13 protein-coding genes and 1 pseudogene are annotated in these 14,081 nt (G+C 74.2%); 1 reads left to right on the top strand and 13 read right to left on the bottom strand.

Translation table 11 applies throughout. The features are described 5' to 3' along the window. Positions 1-16: 16 nt before the first annotated feature. The 12 genes and pseudogenes from hypF to OH807_RS36735 all read right to left on the bottom strand — a co-directional run. Positions 17-2,329 (bottom strand): annotated as a pseudogene (gene hypF / locus OH807_RS36790) (carbamoyltransferase HypF); the annotation flags it as partial. Continuing rightward, positions 2,326-3,165 (bottom strand): hydrogenase nickel incorporation protein HypB, encoded by an 840-nt coding sequence (gene hypB, locus OH807_RS36785; RefSeq protein WP_406208378.1) that lies wholly within the window; start codon positions 3,163-3,165, stop codon positions 2,326-2,328. The gene hypB and the pseudogene hypF, both read right to left, overlap by 4 nt. Before the next feature lie 5 nt (positions 3,166-3,170). Then, positions 3,171-3,557: a hydrogenase maturation nickel metallochaperone HypA gene (gene hypA / locus OH807_RS36780; RefSeq protein ID WP_406208375.1), complete on the bottom strand. Its 387-nt coding sequence runs from the start codon at positions 3,555-3,557 to the stop codon at positions 3,171-3,173. Positions 3,558-3,674: 117 nt separating this feature from the next. Then, positions 3,675-3,779 carry a DUF6893 family small protein gene (locus OH807_RS36775; protein WP_406208372.1) on the bottom strand — a complete coding sequence of 35 codons (105 nt, stop codon included), beginning with the start codon at positions 3,777-3,779 and terminating at the stop codon, positions 3,675-3,677. Further along, positions 3,773-4,279 carry a hydrogenase maturation protease gene (locus OH807_RS36770; protein ID WP_406208369.1) on the bottom strand — a complete coding sequence of 169 codons (507 nt, stop codon included), beginning with the start codon at positions 4,277-4,279 and terminating at the stop codon, positions 3,773-3,775. Before OH807_RS36770 ends, OH807_RS36775 begins: the two co-directional genes overlap by 7 nt. Further along, on the bottom strand, positions 4,276-5,649 hold the full coding sequence (locus tag OH807_RS36765; RefSeq protein ID WP_406208367.1) for a hypothetical protein: 1,374 nt from the start codon (positions 5,647-5,649) through the stop codon (positions 4,276-4,278). The genes OH807_RS36770 and OH807_RS36765 overlap by 4 nt, the downstream gene beginning before the upstream one ends. After that, complete coding sequence (locus OH807_RS36760; RefSeq protein WP_406208365.1) at positions 5,646-6,290, bottom strand: DUF6084 family protein; 645 nt, start codon at positions 6,288-6,290, stop codon at positions 5,646-5,648. The genes OH807_RS36765 and OH807_RS36760 overlap by 4 nt, the downstream gene beginning before the upstream one ends. After that, positions 6,287-6,937 (bottom strand): DUF5947 family protein, encoded by a 651-nt coding sequence (locus OH807_RS36755; protein WP_406208363.1) that lies wholly within the window; start codon positions 6,935-6,937, stop codon positions 6,287-6,289. The genes OH807_RS36760 and OH807_RS36755 overlap by 4 nt, the downstream gene beginning before the upstream one ends. After that, on the bottom strand, positions 6,934-7,401 hold the full coding sequence (locus tag OH807_RS36750) for a thioredoxin (RefSeq protein ID WP_406208360.1): 468 nt from the start codon (positions 7,399-7,401) through the stop codon (positions 6,934-6,936). The genes OH807_RS36755 and OH807_RS36750 overlap by 4 nt, the downstream gene beginning before the upstream one ends. Beyond that, positions 7,398-9,182 (bottom strand): nickel-dependent hydrogenase large subunit, encoded by a 1,785-nt coding sequence (locus tag OH807_RS36745; protein WP_406208357.1) that lies wholly within the window; start codon positions 9,180-9,182, stop codon positions 7,398-7,400. Before OH807_RS36745 ends, OH807_RS36750 begins: the two co-directional genes overlap by 4 nt. A gap of 83 nt (positions 9,183-9,265) precedes the next feature. After that, entirely contained in the window at positions 9,266-10,321 is a 1,056-nt protein-coding gene (locus tag OH807_RS36740; RefSeq protein WP_406208355.1) for a hydrogenase expression protein HypE, read from the bottom strand. 48 nt (positions 10,322-10,369) lie between these two features. Beyond that, positions 10,370-12,136: an enoyl-CoA hydratase-related protein gene (locus OH807_RS36735; protein WP_406208352.1), complete on the bottom strand. Its 1,767-nt coding sequence runs from the start codon at positions 12,134-12,136 to the stop codon at positions 10,370-10,372. Between the two features lie 279 nt (positions 12,137-12,415). On the opposite strand from OH807_RS36735, the gene OH807_RS36730 reads away from it, so the two are divergent. Further along, on the top strand, positions 12,416-12,667 hold the full coding sequence (locus tag OH807_RS36730; protein ID WP_406208349.1) for an amphi-Trp domain-containing protein: 252 nt from the start codon (positions 12,416-12,418) through the stop codon (positions 12,665-12,667). Between the two features lie 91 nt (positions 12,668-12,758). On the opposite strand, the gene OH807_RS36725 is transcribed toward OH807_RS36730, so the two are convergent. Continuing rightward, positions 12,759-14,063: a serine hydrolase domain-containing protein gene (locus OH807_RS36725; protein WP_406208346.1), complete on the bottom strand. Its 1,305-nt coding sequence runs from the start codon at positions 14,061-14,063 to the stop codon at positions 12,759-12,761. Positions 14,064-14,081: the final 18 nt, after the last annotated feature.

The raw sequence follows: 14,081 nt of genomic DNA, 5'->3' as shown, positions 1-14,081 counted from the left end.
TCTTCTCCTCTCAGGTGCCGGCCGGGCTTGCGGCCCGGGCGGCCACCATCAGCTGGCCGAGGGCCAGTCCTCCGTCGTTGGGCGGCACCCGGCGGTGCCGCAGCACGGTGAAGCCGTCCGCCCGCAGGCCGTGCGCGGCGGCCGAGGACAGCAGCGCGTTGGCGAAGACGCCGCCGCTCAGCGCGACCGTCCCCACGCCGTGCTGCTCCCGGGCCGCCCCGCACACCGAGCGGACGAGGCCGGCCACCGCGGCGTGGAAGCGCGCCGCGACCAGGCCGGCCGGGGCACCGGCGGCCAGGTCGGCCAGCACGGCGGCGAGCACCGGCGCGGGATCGGCGACGAGCACCTCGCCCGCCGGCCGCAGGCCGAAGGCGTAGCCCTCGGCCGGGCCGTGCGCCAGCGCGGCGGCCTCCAGCTCGATCGCCGCCTGCGCCTCGTACTCGGCGAGCTGGCAGACCCCGGCCAGGGCGGACACCGCGTCGAACAGCCGCCCCATGCTGGAGCTCGGCACGCAGTTCAGCTGCCGCTCCAACTGACGCTCCAGCACCCGTAGTTCATCGGGCGGGCAGGCACGGACGGGCGCCAGGTGGGCGGCCCACGGCAGGCCCGCGGCGCGCAGCTGGGCGAGCGCCGTGCGGTACGGGCGGGCCACCGCCGCGTCCCCGCCGGGCAGCGGGACGTACGCGAGGTGGGCGAGCCGCCGGTAGCCGTCGTAGTCGGCCAGCAGCACCTCGCCGCCCCAGACCGCGCCGTCGTCGCCGTACCCGGTGCCGTCGAAGGCGACGCCGATGACGGGCCGGCTCCCGTCGAGCCCGTGCTCGGCCATCACCGAGGCGATGTGCGCGTGGTGGTGCTGCACCGCCCGGACCTCCCGCCCGGCCGCGGCCGCCCGGGCGTGCCGGACGGACCGGTAGCCGGGGTGGCGGTCGACGACCAGCAGGTCGGGCCGGACTCCGGTGACGGCGCCCAGCTGGGCCACCGCCCGGTCGAAGGCCCCGAGGGTCGCGAGGTCGTCCATGTCCCCGATGTGGCCGGACAGCCAGGCGTACCCGTCCTGGGCCAGCGCGAAGGTGTTCTTGAGGTCGCCGCCGACGGCCAGCACCGGCCGGACGGGCACCGGGAGCGGCAGGGGCAGCGGCGCGTGGCCGCGGGAGCGGCGGATCGGCAGCTGTTCGCCGTCCACCACCCGGACCACCGAGTCCTCGCACGGGACGTGGATCGGCCGGTCGTGCGTCAGCCAGGCGTCGACCAGCGGCGCGAGCCGTTCGAGGGCGTCCCGGTCGTCCGTCACGATGGGCTCGCCGGAGAGGTTGGCGCTGGTCATGACCAGCAGCCCCGGCCCCGGCGGGGCGAGCAGCAGGTGGTGCAGCGGTGCGTACGGCAGCATCACACCGAGGTCGGGGCTGCGCGGTGCCACCGCCTCCATCGCCGCCGAGCGCCGCCCGCCGCGGCGCAGCAGGACGATCGGCCGGGCGGGCCCGGTGAGGAGTTCCTCCTCGGCGAGCTCCAGCCGGGCGAGCGCCGCGACCTCGCCGAGGTCCCGCGCCATCAGCGCGAAGGGTTTGGCGCCGCGCCGCTTGCGCCGCCGCAGCCGGGCCACGCTCCGTTCGTTCCGCGCGTCGCAGACCAGGTGGTAGCCGCCGATGCCCTTGACGGCCAGGACGGCACCGGCCCGGAGCAGCCGCCGGGCCTCGGTGAGCGCCGCCTCCCCGGCGGGCGTCGGCAGCCCCGGCACCACCAGCGCGAGCGCGGGCCCGCAGGCGTAGCAGGAGACCGGCTGGGCGTGGAACCGCCGGTCGGCCGGGTCGGCGTACTCGCGCGCGCAGTCGCCGCACATCGGGAACCGGGCCATCGTGGTGTTGGCCCGGTCGTAGGGCAGGCCGGTGACGATGGTGTGGCGGGGCCCGCAGTTGGTGCAGCTGATGAAGGGGTGGCGATAGCGGCGGTCGCCCGGGTCGGCCAGTTCGGCGAGGCAGTCGGCGCAGGTGGCGGTGTCCGGTGGGATCAGCGTCCGCTGCGGGCCCCCGGCCCGGGACGGTGTGATGGCGAAGCCGGGCGCGCCGGTGGGGGCGAGCGGCTCGTGTTCCACCGAGAAGACCTGGGCGAGCGGCGGTGCGTCGCTGGCGATCCGGCGGCAGAACGCGTCCACCGACTCCCGCTGCCCCTCGACCTCGGCGAGCACGCCGTCACCGGTGTTGGTGACGGTGCCGGCCAGGCCGAGTTCGGTGGCGAGCGTGAAGACGAACGGCCGGAAGCCGACGCCCTGGACGAGCCCGCGGACGGCGACCCGGCGGCGCTGCGCGACGGCCGCCGGCCGGCCGGCCGTCACGGCCCTTCCACCACCGACGCGTGCGGGTGCGCGTGCGCGTGCCCGGAGTGCCCCTCGTGCTCGTGGTCGTGCTCGTGGTCGTGCCCGTGGTCGTCGTCGTGCCCCTTTGCAGGCCCGTGCACGTGCTCGTGCGCATGACCGGCCGCCCGGGTGCCCGCCATGACCGGCCGGTGCACCTCCGCGCCGTCCAGCACCGCGAGCGCCCGCTCCAGGAGCGCTCCCACCCCCTGCCCGCGCCGGGCCGAGGTGAACACCACCTCCACACCCGGGTTGACCCGCGCGACGCTCGCCAGGAACGCCGCCTCGTCGAACTCCGCCGCGGCCGCGAGGTCCGCCTTCGTCACCAGCACCAGGTTGGCCAGCCCGAAGGCCGTCGGGTACTTGAGCGGCTTGTCCTCCCCCTCGGTGACGGAGGCGAGCACCACCCGCAGCGACTCACCCAGGTCGTACGAGGCCGGGCAGACGAGGTTGCCGACGTTCTCCACGAAGAGCAGCCGGGTCTCCGCCGGCAGCCAGCCCGCGAGGTGCGCGCGGAGCATGTCCGTCTCCAGGTGGCAGAGCCCGTCGGTGAGCACCTGCTTGACCGGCGCGCCCGAGCGGGCCAGCCGGACGGCGTCGTTCTCGGTCGCGAGGTCCGCGGTGAGCGCCGCGACCGGCACCCCGCGCTCCCGGGCGAGCCCGAGCTCGGCCTCCAGCAGCGCCGTCTTCCCGCTGCCCGGGCTGGAGAGCAGGTTCACCACCGCCGTTCCGCGTGCGGCAAGCCGGGCCCGCAACTCCCTCGCGCCGTCGTCGTTCCGGGCGAGCACCGCCTGCCGGAGTTCCACCGTGCGACACATCGGTTTCAGCCTTCCTGATCGGCATCGGCCCGGGCGCCCGCGGGCCGCTCGGCCCACTCGACGCCGAGGATCTGCAGTTCCCGGCCGGCCAGCAGTTCGACCCGGCCGCCGTCGCAGTGCGGACAGCCCAGGTCGGGCGGCATGCCCACGGCCCACTCGACCTCGCACGGTGCGCACCTGGCGCGCGCCGGCACCGCCTCGGTCTCCAGCACCGCACCCTCCACCAGCGTTCCGGTGCAGGCCAGTTCGAAGCAGAAGTCCAGTGCGGACGGCACCACCCCGGCCAGCTCGCCGACCTGCAGCCGCACCCTGGCGACCGCGCCGGCCCCGTGCTCGCGGGCCGCCGCGTCCACCTGTTCGACGACTGCCGTCGCGATCGACATCTCGTGCATCGGCCCCGCTCCCGGCGTTGGAGGCAACAGGCTTCATTACAGGGCGCGATGGCGGGCATCGGCTCGAAGCCGCGCCGCCACCGCGCCCGGAGTACGCCGTTCGCCGCAACCCCGCCGTCACATGCGCAGGATCCGCAGGTAGCGCCTCAGGTCCGGCAGGCTCTGCCAGACCAGCGCGGCGACCGCGGCCACGACGGCCGCACCGACCAGGTTCTTCAGCATGGTGATGCCTCTCTCTCCGCCTGCGCGTCCGTTCCGACCAGCCGCAGGATCACTCCGACCGCCTCGTCGACGGCGGCCTCCACCGGGGCGCTGAGTCCGATGCCCTCCTCCAGCGACTCCGGTTCGCACCCCACCACGAGCACCCGGTCCGGGGCGGAGCCGTCCGTCCCGGCGGCCAGCGTGGCGAGCAGCGCGAGCACGGCGTCCGGGCCCATCCGGTGCCCGTCCAGCACGGGCGACTCCACCGGGCCGGCCTCCGGTTCGATCAGGTAGACCGTCCCGGGGTCGCCGCCGCGCGCCGTGGCGTCGACGAGCAGCAGCAACCGGTAGCCGTCCAGCAGCTGGTAGGCCAGGTGAACGCCCCGCACGCCGACGTCGAGCACCTCGACGTCCGGCGGCAGGGGGTGTCCGGCCAGCCGCCGCACGGTCTCCACACCGAAGCCGTCGTCGCCGAGGAAGATGTTGCCCACCCCGGCCACCAGCACCCGGCCCGCCGTCACGACTCCTCCAGCGGGGTGACTTCGTCCGGCTGGAAGTACCGGAATCTGCCCTGGGCCCGCCAGAGGTCCGCCCCGGGGTCGTCCTCCACCGTCACCGCCAGGTGCACCGAGCCGTCCACGTCGTGCAGCACCGCCTCCACCAGGGCCGTCCGGCCGTGCAGGAAGAGGTCCTGGGCGTCGGTGCGCCGGCGGCCGGGCCGCAGCAGGACGCGGCTGCCGGCGCCCACCTCGCGGCCGTCGACCAGCACCTTGTCGCGGTCGGGGTCGGTGTCCGGATCGTTGCCCGGGTCCCACCAGGGCTGCTCGGGGGCGTCCCCGGTGTCCCCGGTGATCTCGCGCAGGCCCCGGACGGCGCCGTGCAGCCGCTCCAGCACCTCCGGCGGCATCGAGTCGGCGAGGTCGATCACGGCGCCCGCCCGCTCGTCCGTGCCCCGGGCCTCGCGCTTCTCGCGCTCGGTCAGGGCGGCCGTCCGCAGGGCGAGGATCTCGTCGATCTCGGTCGCGTCGTAGAGCACGCCGGGGCTCTCGGGGGCGACCTGCGGGTGGTCCTCCAGGATGATCGGCGAGGACAGCAGCACCTGACCTCGGCCGGGCGGGCCCGCCAGCACCGGCCAGGTGTGCTCGTTGCGGCACTCGGCGGCCGCCGGCCGGGCCCACTCGGGCGGGTCCGTCACCGACAGGAAGGCGCCGCGGTCGAGGCCCAGCAGCAGGTGTGCCGAGACCAGCGCGCGCGGCAGCGCGGCGTCGCGCCCGGCGTCCGGCCCGGGCGACCAGCCCGTGCTGTTCTCCACCACGGCGGTCAGCCGCTGCACCCCGTACGGCCCGGGGACGGCCTGCGCGGTGAGGCGCAGCACACCGTCCAGTTGCTCGCAGCGGCGGAGCAGCCGGCCGACGGGCGCCCCGTCCTCGCGGAGCAGCTCCATCTCCTCGCAGGCCGGCAGCCGGAACGGCCGGACGATCCCGCCCCCGGCCAACTCCTCTACCGGGGCCACGAGTTCGATCCGCTCCTCGACGCCCTCGTCCCACGGGACGAGCACCCGGTCGGCGAGCTCCAGCTCGTCGGCGGGCTCGAACCCGCCGGTCGGCGTGGCGCGTTGGACGGTCCGCCGGCGGGCCCGGAGGAAGCGCAGCTCCACGGCGAGCCGGTCGCCGGGGCGCGGCTCCATCAGGCATTCGGTGCGCTGGTGGAAGTGCTCGCCGCTGTCCTCGCCGTAGCCGGGCGGGACGAGTACGCCGAACTGCCAGCGCAGCCGGTTCTTGGCGGCGGACGCCCGGTAGGGGTAGAGCACGTAGCCCTCGAACAGGACGGCGTCGGCGATCTGCCGGGCCTGCGCGAACCGGCTCTCGGTCTCGGCCGTGAAGGCGGTCACCGGGCGGCCTCCTCGACCGGGGCCGTGCTCAGCAGTTCGCGCACGGTCGCCTCCCACGAGGGCAGCGCCCGGCGGGAGCGGTACGCGAGCAGCTCCTCCATCACGTCGCCCGGGAGCCGCAGCCAGCCGCAGCCGGGGAAGTGCTGCTCGATCATCTCGCGCCAGACCGCGACGGGCATCCGGACGACGGCCTCCCGGTCCCAGGCCACCGGGGCGACCTGGAAGCCGCCGGGGCCGGTGAAGGCGGTGCCGGAGAACAGCAGCAGCAGGGGGGCGTCGCCGCCGTCCAGCGCCGCGAAGTACCGGGCGGATGCCACCTCCATGTCGTAGGTGCAGGGCACCACCAGGTCGGCCTCGGTCTCGCCGGTGAACCCGGGCACCATCAGCGGGACCTGCGCGAACTGGACGGGGTTCAGGGTGCTCCCCCAGCGCGAGCGCTCGCCGAACAGGTCGGCCAGCCGCCCGCCCTCGGCCTCGCCGTAGGAGCGGCGCGCCGGTTCGATCCGGAGCTGGCAGCGGAGGGCGAGCGCGTGCACCCGGGTGTCGGCGGGGGCGGTGATCCGCAGCCGGAAGACCAGGGTCGGTCCGGCCGCGTGCGGGTCGGCCCGCACCCCGGTGCAGGCGAAGGCGAGTTCGGTCACGGCGTCACGCCCTCTCGCAGGGTCCGGGCCTGCCCGGACACCCGGGCGAAGAAGGCGTCGAGTTCGGCCCGGGCCTCGCTGCCGCCGTCGAAGCCCTTCCAGCAGCGCCGCAGCCGGCCGACCAGCTCGTAGCAGGAGTCGATCGGCACCAGGAAGCACTGGACGGCGCCGTCGGAGGGCCGCCGCAGCAGCAGCGCCTCGACGTCGGGCTCCAGCTCGGCGGCCAGCCGGCTGCCGCCGAGGGCGGCCTGCCAGGCCGCCTCGTCCGGCTCGCTCTCGGTGGCCCCGCCCGGGCCGGGGTAGAGCAGGACCAGCCGGTCCTGGCGGGAGTTGCGGAACACGAAGGCGGTGCCGACCGGGATCCCGAGGGCCGCCCACTGCGCCTCGCCGAACCGGTGGTCCGGGTCGGCCAGGTGGCGGTCGGGCACCGCGCGGTAGCGGCCGCCGGCCGCGCCCGGCTGCTGGAACAGCAGCCGGCACGCCGTGCACACGCAGGTGAGCTGCTGCTCCTCGGTGTCCACCAGGTGGCGGTGCACCGCGGGGACGTGCTGGCCGCAGAAGGCGCAGCGCTCCGGCTGCGGGGGCACGGGCTCCCGCAGCCGGCGCAGCAGGGAGGTGCCGGGGCGGGCGAGCTGACGGGTGTTCACCGCACCTCCGCCGAGGCCGGGGGGCGGGTGCCGATCTGGAGCAGCTGCGGCGCGCGCTCCAGCTCCACCGCCGTCACCTCGGGCGCGTGGCAGGCCAGGGCGTCCTCGACGTCCTGTTCGGAGCAGCCGCAGCCGCTCCGGCTCCGGCGCACCCGCAGGGCCCCGGTCGCGGGGTCGAAGCCGAGCTGCTCGACCGGCTCGGGCAGAGCGGCGAGCGCCCGGGTGATCCGGGCGCCGACGTCCTCGGGGTGGAGGTCGTGCAGGACGAGCAGCCCGGCGACCGCCGGGTCGTCCAGCAGCTTCGCCAGTGCCTGGGGCGCCAGCGCGGCGACGAGCCGGGCGAGCCCGTCGGCGTAGAAGGCCATCAGTTCGCGGACGAGCTGCTCGCCGGCCTCCTGCGCGCCGTCGCCGTCCAGCCGGTCCAGCGCCTCCTGGATCCGCAGCCCGGTCTGCTCCGCCGTCATGCGGTGAGCCCGCTCAGGCCGGTGGGCACGTGCATCTTCTGCACGGTGCGGCCGCCGCCGACGTACATGTGCACGCCGCAGGGCAGACAGGGGTCGAAGCTGCGCACGGCCCGCATGATGTCGATGCCCTTGAAGTTCTCCGGCGAGTTCTCCTCGAAGATCGGCGTGTTCTGCACCGCGTCCTCGTAGGGCCCGGGCGTCCCGTAGCTGTCGCGGACGCTCGCGTTCCACGGCGTCGGCGGGTACGGGTGGTAGTTGGCGATCTTGCCGTCCCGGATCACCATGTGGTGCGAGAGGACGCCGCGCACGGCCTCGGTGAAGCCGCAGCCGACGGCCTCGTCCGGCACCTCGAAGCGCTCCCAGGTCTGGCTGCGCCCGGCCCGGACCTCGGCGAGGGCCTTCTCGGCGAAGTGCAGGGCCGCCGCGGCCGCGTACGCCTGGAAGTACGTCCGGGCGCGGTTGCGCTCGATGGCGTTGCTCCACTGCGGGATCTTCCACTCGAAGGTGACCTCGGGCTTGGTCATCGAGCGCGGCAGGTTGATCCGCACGCTGTGGCCGGTGGCCTTGATGTAGCCGATGTCGACCAGCCCGGAGAGCGCGGTGGACCAGAGGCGGGCGATCGGGCCGCCGCCGGTGTCGAGGGCGAGGTGGTCCTTGCCGTCGAACCAGCGCGGGGACATCACCCAGCTGTACTTGTCGTCGAAGTTGCGCTTCTGCGGCGCGGGGACGGTGTGCTGGTTCCAGGGGTGCCTGGGGTCGACCGGGTTGCCCAGCGGGTCGTGGGTGACGAAGAGCTCCTTGCCGGCCCAGTCCTCGTAGTAGGAGCTGCCGAGCAGGATGCGGATGCCGAGGTTGATCTCGGTGAGGTCGTTGGTGACCAGCTTGCCGTCGACGACGATGCCCGGGGTGACGAACATCTTCCGTCCCCAGTCGGTCATGTTCCGGTACGTGAAGTCGCAGTGGTCCGGGTCGTTCAGGCTGCCCCAGCAGCCGAGCAGGATGCGGCGCCGGCCGACCTCCTCGTAGCCGGGCAGCGCCTCGTAGAAGAAGTCGAAGAGGTCGTCGTGGAGCGGCACGACCTTCTTCATGAACTCCACGTAGCGCATCAGGCGGGTCAGGTAGTCGGTGAACAGCTGGACGGTCGCCACCGTGCCGACGCCGCCAGGGTAGAGCGTGGAGGGGTGCACGTGGCGGCCCTCCATCAGGCAGAACATCTCCCGGGTGTACCGGCTGACCTGCAGCGCCTCGCGGTAGAACTCGCCCTCGATCGGGTTGAGCGAGCGCATGATGTCGGCGATGGTGCGGTACCCGTGGTCGCCCGCGTGCGGTGCCTCGGTGCGCTCGGCCAGCTCCAGCACACCGGGGTTGGTCTCGCGGACCATCTTCTCGCAGTAGTCGACCCCGACCAGGTTCTCCTGGAAGATGTTGTGGTCGAACATGTACTCGGCGGCCTCGCCGAGGTTGATGATCCACTCGCCCAGGTGCGGGGGCTTCACCCCGTACGCCATGTTCTGCGCGTACACCGAGCAGGTGGCGTGGTTGTCGCCGCAGATGCCGCAGATGCGGCTGGTGATGAAGTGCGCGTCCCGCGGGTCCTTGCCGCGCATGAAGACGCTGTAGCCGCGGAAGACCGAGGAGGTGCTGTAGCACTCCGCGACCTTCTTCTGCTTGAAGTCGATCTTCGTGTGGATGCCCAGGCTGCCCACGATCCGGGTGATCGGGTCCCAGGACATCTCCACCAGGCCGCTGCCGTCGCCGGTCGCCTTGGTCGTCGGTGCCATCGTGTCTGTCGTGCCCTTCTGGAAGCGGGGAGGTCGTCAGCGGCGGAGCGGGCCGCGCGCACGGGGTGCGGCGGCCCGCCGGTTCACCACGGCGCGCGGTAGCCGGTCGTCAGCTTGCGGCCGGAGTGGCGCCACTTCGGTTCCTTGTCGACGGTCTTCGTGGTGATCGCGCGGAGCCGGCGGATCACCGCGCCGTACGCCGAGCTGGCGTCGGACGAGATGTGGGAGCCGGGCGGCGGATCCATGAACGGCATGAACTTGTCGGGGAATCCGGGCATGGTGCAGGCGATGCAGATGCCGCCGACGTTGGGGCAGCCGCCGACGCCGTTGATCCAGCCGCGCTTGGCGACGTTGCACTTGACGACGGGGCCCCAGCAGCCGAGCCGCACCAGGCACTCCGGGGTGCCGTACTCGGTGGCGAACTGGCCCTGTTCGTAGTAGCCGCCGCGGTCGCAGCCCTCGTGCACGGTCGCCCCGAAGAGCCAGGTGGGGCGGAGCTTGTCGTCCAGCGGGATCATCGGCGCGGAGCCGGCCAGCTGGTAGAGCAGGTAGGTCAGCGTCTCGGCGAAGTTGTCGGGCTGGATCGGGCAGCCGGGCACGCAGACGATGGGCAGGCCGGCCTTGGACTTCCAGTCCCAGCCCAGGTAGTCGGGCACGCCCATGGCGCCGGTCGGGTTGCCCGCCATGGCGTGGATGCCGCCGTAGGTGGCGCACGTCCCGATCGCGACGACGCAGGTGGCCTTGGGCGCGAGCCGGTCCAGCCACTCACTCGTGGTGATCGGCTGGCCGGTGGCCGGGTCGTCGCCGAAGCCGCACCAGTAGCCCTCCGGCTTGATGTTCTCGTTCGGGATGGAGCCCTCGACGACCAGGACGAACGGGTCGAGTTCGCCGCGGTCCGCCTTGAAGAACCACTCCACGAAGTTGTCGGCGCCCTGCACCGGGCCGCATTCGAAGTCGATGAGCGGCCAGTGGACGGCGATCTTGGGCAGGCCGGGCAGCGCGCCGGTGACGATCTCCTCGATGCTCGGCTGCATGGCGGCGGTCAGGGAGACCGAGTCGCCGTCGCAGCTCAGGCCCGCGTTGATCCAGAGAATGTGCACCACACCGGTATCGGTGGCGGTCGTTTCTGCAGCACCCATGAGGATGCCTCCTCGGAACTGGGAGCCGGGCAAAATGGCTCAAACCAGTCATAGCAGTGCTTCGGCCGACCCGCCGGTCCGCAGAGCCGACGGGGCGCCCGAAAGAAGCGCAAGCCCGGGCGGCCGTTCGGACCAACCGGCCGGCGGCGACGGCGCGGGGAGCTTGTGGACGAACGCCCCGCGCAGCGCGTGGTACGGCGCGTCCGGGGTGAAGAACTGACGGCGCATCACCGCCAGCTCCTCGCGGCGGTACTCGGCCAGCGGCTTCACCTGCTCGTCCGCCTCCCGGGCGGCCTTCTTCGCGGCGATCCGGCCCTGGACGGCCGGCGAGGCGGCGAGCAGCCCGGCCAGCCGGAGCACCTCGGGCCCGAACCCCTCCGGGGTGCACGGCAGCACCCGGTCGGCCAGCCCGCTCCGGCCGGCGGCCGTGGCGCTCACCGGCAGCGCCCGCCCGGTCAGCCGGCCCGCCTCGGCCGCCCCCACCCGGCGCGGCAGGGTGTACGTCCAGTACTCCGAGCCGTACAGGCCCATCAGGCGGTAGTGCGGGTTGAGCACCACGCCCTGCCGGCACCAGACCTCGTCGGCCGCCAGGGCGAGCATCACCCCGCCCGCGGCGGCGTTCCCGCCGAGCGCCGCGACCACCAGACGGTCCGTGCCGGTGAGGATCTCGGCGACCAGGTCGTCCATCGCGTTGATGTTCGCCCAGGACTCCGCCGCCGGGTCGGGCGCGGCCTCGATCACGTTGAGGTGGATCCCGTTGGAGAAGAAGTCCCGGCCGCCGCCCAGCACCAGCACCGAGGTCGGCCGCGTCCGGGCGAAGCGGTACGCGTCGAGCAGGCGGCGGCAGTGGTCGGTGCTCATCGCGCCGCCGGGGAAGGAGAAGAGCAGCCGGCCGACCGGGCCGTCCTCCCGGTAGCGGATGTCCGACCAGAGCGGGTCGCCCTCCGCCGGCATCAGCGGTGCGGCCCGCTCGGGCACGTCCGGCAGCTCCGCGCCGAGCGCCGTGACGGCCGGCAGCTTGACGGTCGGCGGGCCGCCCGGGAGCCGGCGCCGCCGGAGCTCGGGGATCCACACCGCGCCGTCGGCCGTCGCCCGGCAGACCGCCCCGGCCCGGGTGGCCAGCAGCGCGCCGGGCCGGCCGCGCAGCACCGGCTCCGGGTGCCCGCCGTGCAGGTACCACTCGGCGCCGAGCAGCTCGTCGAGCACACCGGGCCGGGAGTCGGCCGCCCGGAGCTTGCGGAGGACGGCATCGGTGCAGTCCGCCGCCCAGTCGATCCGGCGGACCTCCTGGCGCAGGTACGGCCGGGTGCCGTCCGGCACCCGGCCCCCGGGGTCGCCCTGCGGACGCGGGGCGTACCCGCCCGAGGCGAACCGCTCCACCGCCTCCAGCACCGCCCGGACCGCCGCGTCGGAGACTTCGTTGCGGTACAGGTCGCTCTTGCCGACCGGCGGCACCGGGCAGTCGGCCGAGGCCCAGACGGGGCCGGCGTCCATCACCTCGTCGGCCTGGAGCACCGTCACGCCCCACGCGGCGGCCCCCTCGTGGATCGCCCAGTCCACCGAGGAGGGGCCGCGGTCCCCCGGCGGGCCGGGGTGCACGATCAGACAGGTCAGCGACGACCAGACGTCCCTCGGGAGCGCCGTCCTCAGCATCGGCGCGATCACCAGCTCCGGACCGAAGCCCCGGACCGCCTCCCGCAACGCGTCGTCGTCACCGGCCAGGTGGACGTCGACCGTGTGCCGCCGGTCCCGCAGCTCGGCGTGGACGCGCTGCGTGAGGCTGTTGAACGCACTTGCGACGAGCAGGACCCGCATGACCGCCTCCGGAGCTACGCCCGGGGTGCATCCGCGCACCCCCGGTGGACCCGGCGATCATGCGCCCGGCGCGCCGCCGCCCACCGGCACCGCGCCGCCCGTTCACCCGGGCGGCGGGGCGGTGATCCGGCGTGCGGCCCGGCGTGCCGGCGGGCGGGTGCAGCGCCACGGAGGTGCAGGCCGTCCGGATCGTTCCTATGGTCGGTATGCGGGGCGCGGCGCGGGGACGGACCCGGGCCGCTGCACCGCCCGCCTGTTCCGACCGGATCGGAGAGTGCCGTGAAGGACCTCAAGTTCGAGCAGAAGCGCTCGCTGTCCCGCCTGGAGGCCGCCGACCAGCTCTCCGCGCTCGCGGACGCACTGAGACACGGGGGCAGCGCCGAGCTGGAGCTCGGCCCGGGCACACTGAGCTTCCGCGTCCCCGAGGAGCTCCGCACCGAGGTCGAGGTGGAGGTCTCGGACGGGGAGATCGAGCTGGAGATCGAGTTCAAGTGGCCGACCTCGCAGGCCGCCCCGGGCTCGGACGACTGAGGCTCGCAGGACCGAGGCCCGGACGACCGGGGCTCCGACGAGCGGAGCTCGGACGACCGGGCCCGGCCGCGTCGCGCGGTGCCGCCCGGGATCAGATCCGGGTGTCCTCCACCACCGGCACGCGGGCGTACCCGGTGCCGCCGCTGCCGCCGTCCTCCCACGCACCGGACGCCGGCGCGCGCAGGGCGGGGGCAGCCGCCGGGGCCGGCGTCTTACCGCAGAAGGCGGGCTCCAGCACGTTCATCAGCCCCTGGGTGACGGCGCCGTTGTTGGAGGCGTTGGCGAACACCACCACGCTGCGCCGGCCGTCGGGGGTGACGAAGCTCTGCGTCTGGAAGCCCTGGACGATGCCGCCGTGACCGAGGACGTTCCCGCAGGAGAGCGCGATCTGCCGGAGCCCGAGCCCGTAGCTCACCTTCGCCGTGGGCGTGGGGAGCACGCTGGTCATCTGCTTCAGGGAGTCGTCCGAGACGAGACCGCCGGCGCCGCCCGCGAGCAGCGCGGTGAGGAAGCGGTCCATGTCGGCGGCGGAGGAGATGACCCCACCGGCGCTCCAGAGCCAGGAGGCGGTCTGCTCGGTGGAGTCCAGCAGCGGCTTGCTGCGGTCGTCGTTGGTCAGGTAGCCGGTGACGTGCGGGCCGGCGATCCCCTGCTCGGGCACCACGAAGGAGGTCTGCCGCAGGCCCAGCGGCTCGATGACCTCCTCGCGCAACACGTCCGCGTAGGGGCGCCCGGTGAGGTGCTCGATCGCGAGGCCCATCAGCACGTAGTCGGTGTTGGAGTAGGAGTACTTGCTCCCGGGGGTGTACTGCACCCCGTGCCCGACCGAGAGTGCCACCAGCTCCTGCGGCGAGTAGACCTTGGTGCGGATGCGCGCCTCGAAGGCGGCCGTGGTCTCCTCGCCGGCCTGCTCCAGCAGGTCGTTGGTGTGGTCGTAGACGCCTGCGCGGTGCTCCATCACCTGCCGGCCGGTCATCGCCCAGCCCTCCGGCAGGGTGCCCTGCGGGAGGTAGTCGCGCAGCGGCTTGTCCAGGTCGATACGGCCCTGCTCGGCGAGGCGCAGCACGAGCACCGAGGCGAACATCTTGCTGTTGCTGCCGACCCGGAAGCGCCGGTCGGCCTTCATCGGCGTGCCGTCGAGGTCGCCCTTGCCGACGCTCAGTGACCAGCCGGCCTCGCGGCTCCCGTGGTCGCGGATCACGGCGAACGCCCCCGGCGCGCCGGCGGTCAGGGTGCCCTGCAGGGCCTTCCGCACGCCCGCCGTGTCCGGCGCCGGCGCGCCGGTGGCGGCGGCCGGCACCGGCTGGGCGGCGGCCGCGGACACGCCGACCCCGCTCACCAGTACCGCACCTGCCGCGGCCACCGCGGCCGAACGTGCGAGTCCGATCTTCACCATTGGGGAGCCCCCTGCGTC

This window comes from Kitasatospora sp. NBC_01560 (assembly GCF_045208415.1).
In the GTDB taxonomy this organism is placed as follows: domain Bacteria; phylum Actinomycetota; class Actinomycetes; order Streptomycetales; family Streptomycetaceae; genus Kitasatospora.
The sequence above is the reverse complement of the archived record's forward strand: the minus strand, read 5'-3'. Positions and strand labels throughout refer to the sequence as shown.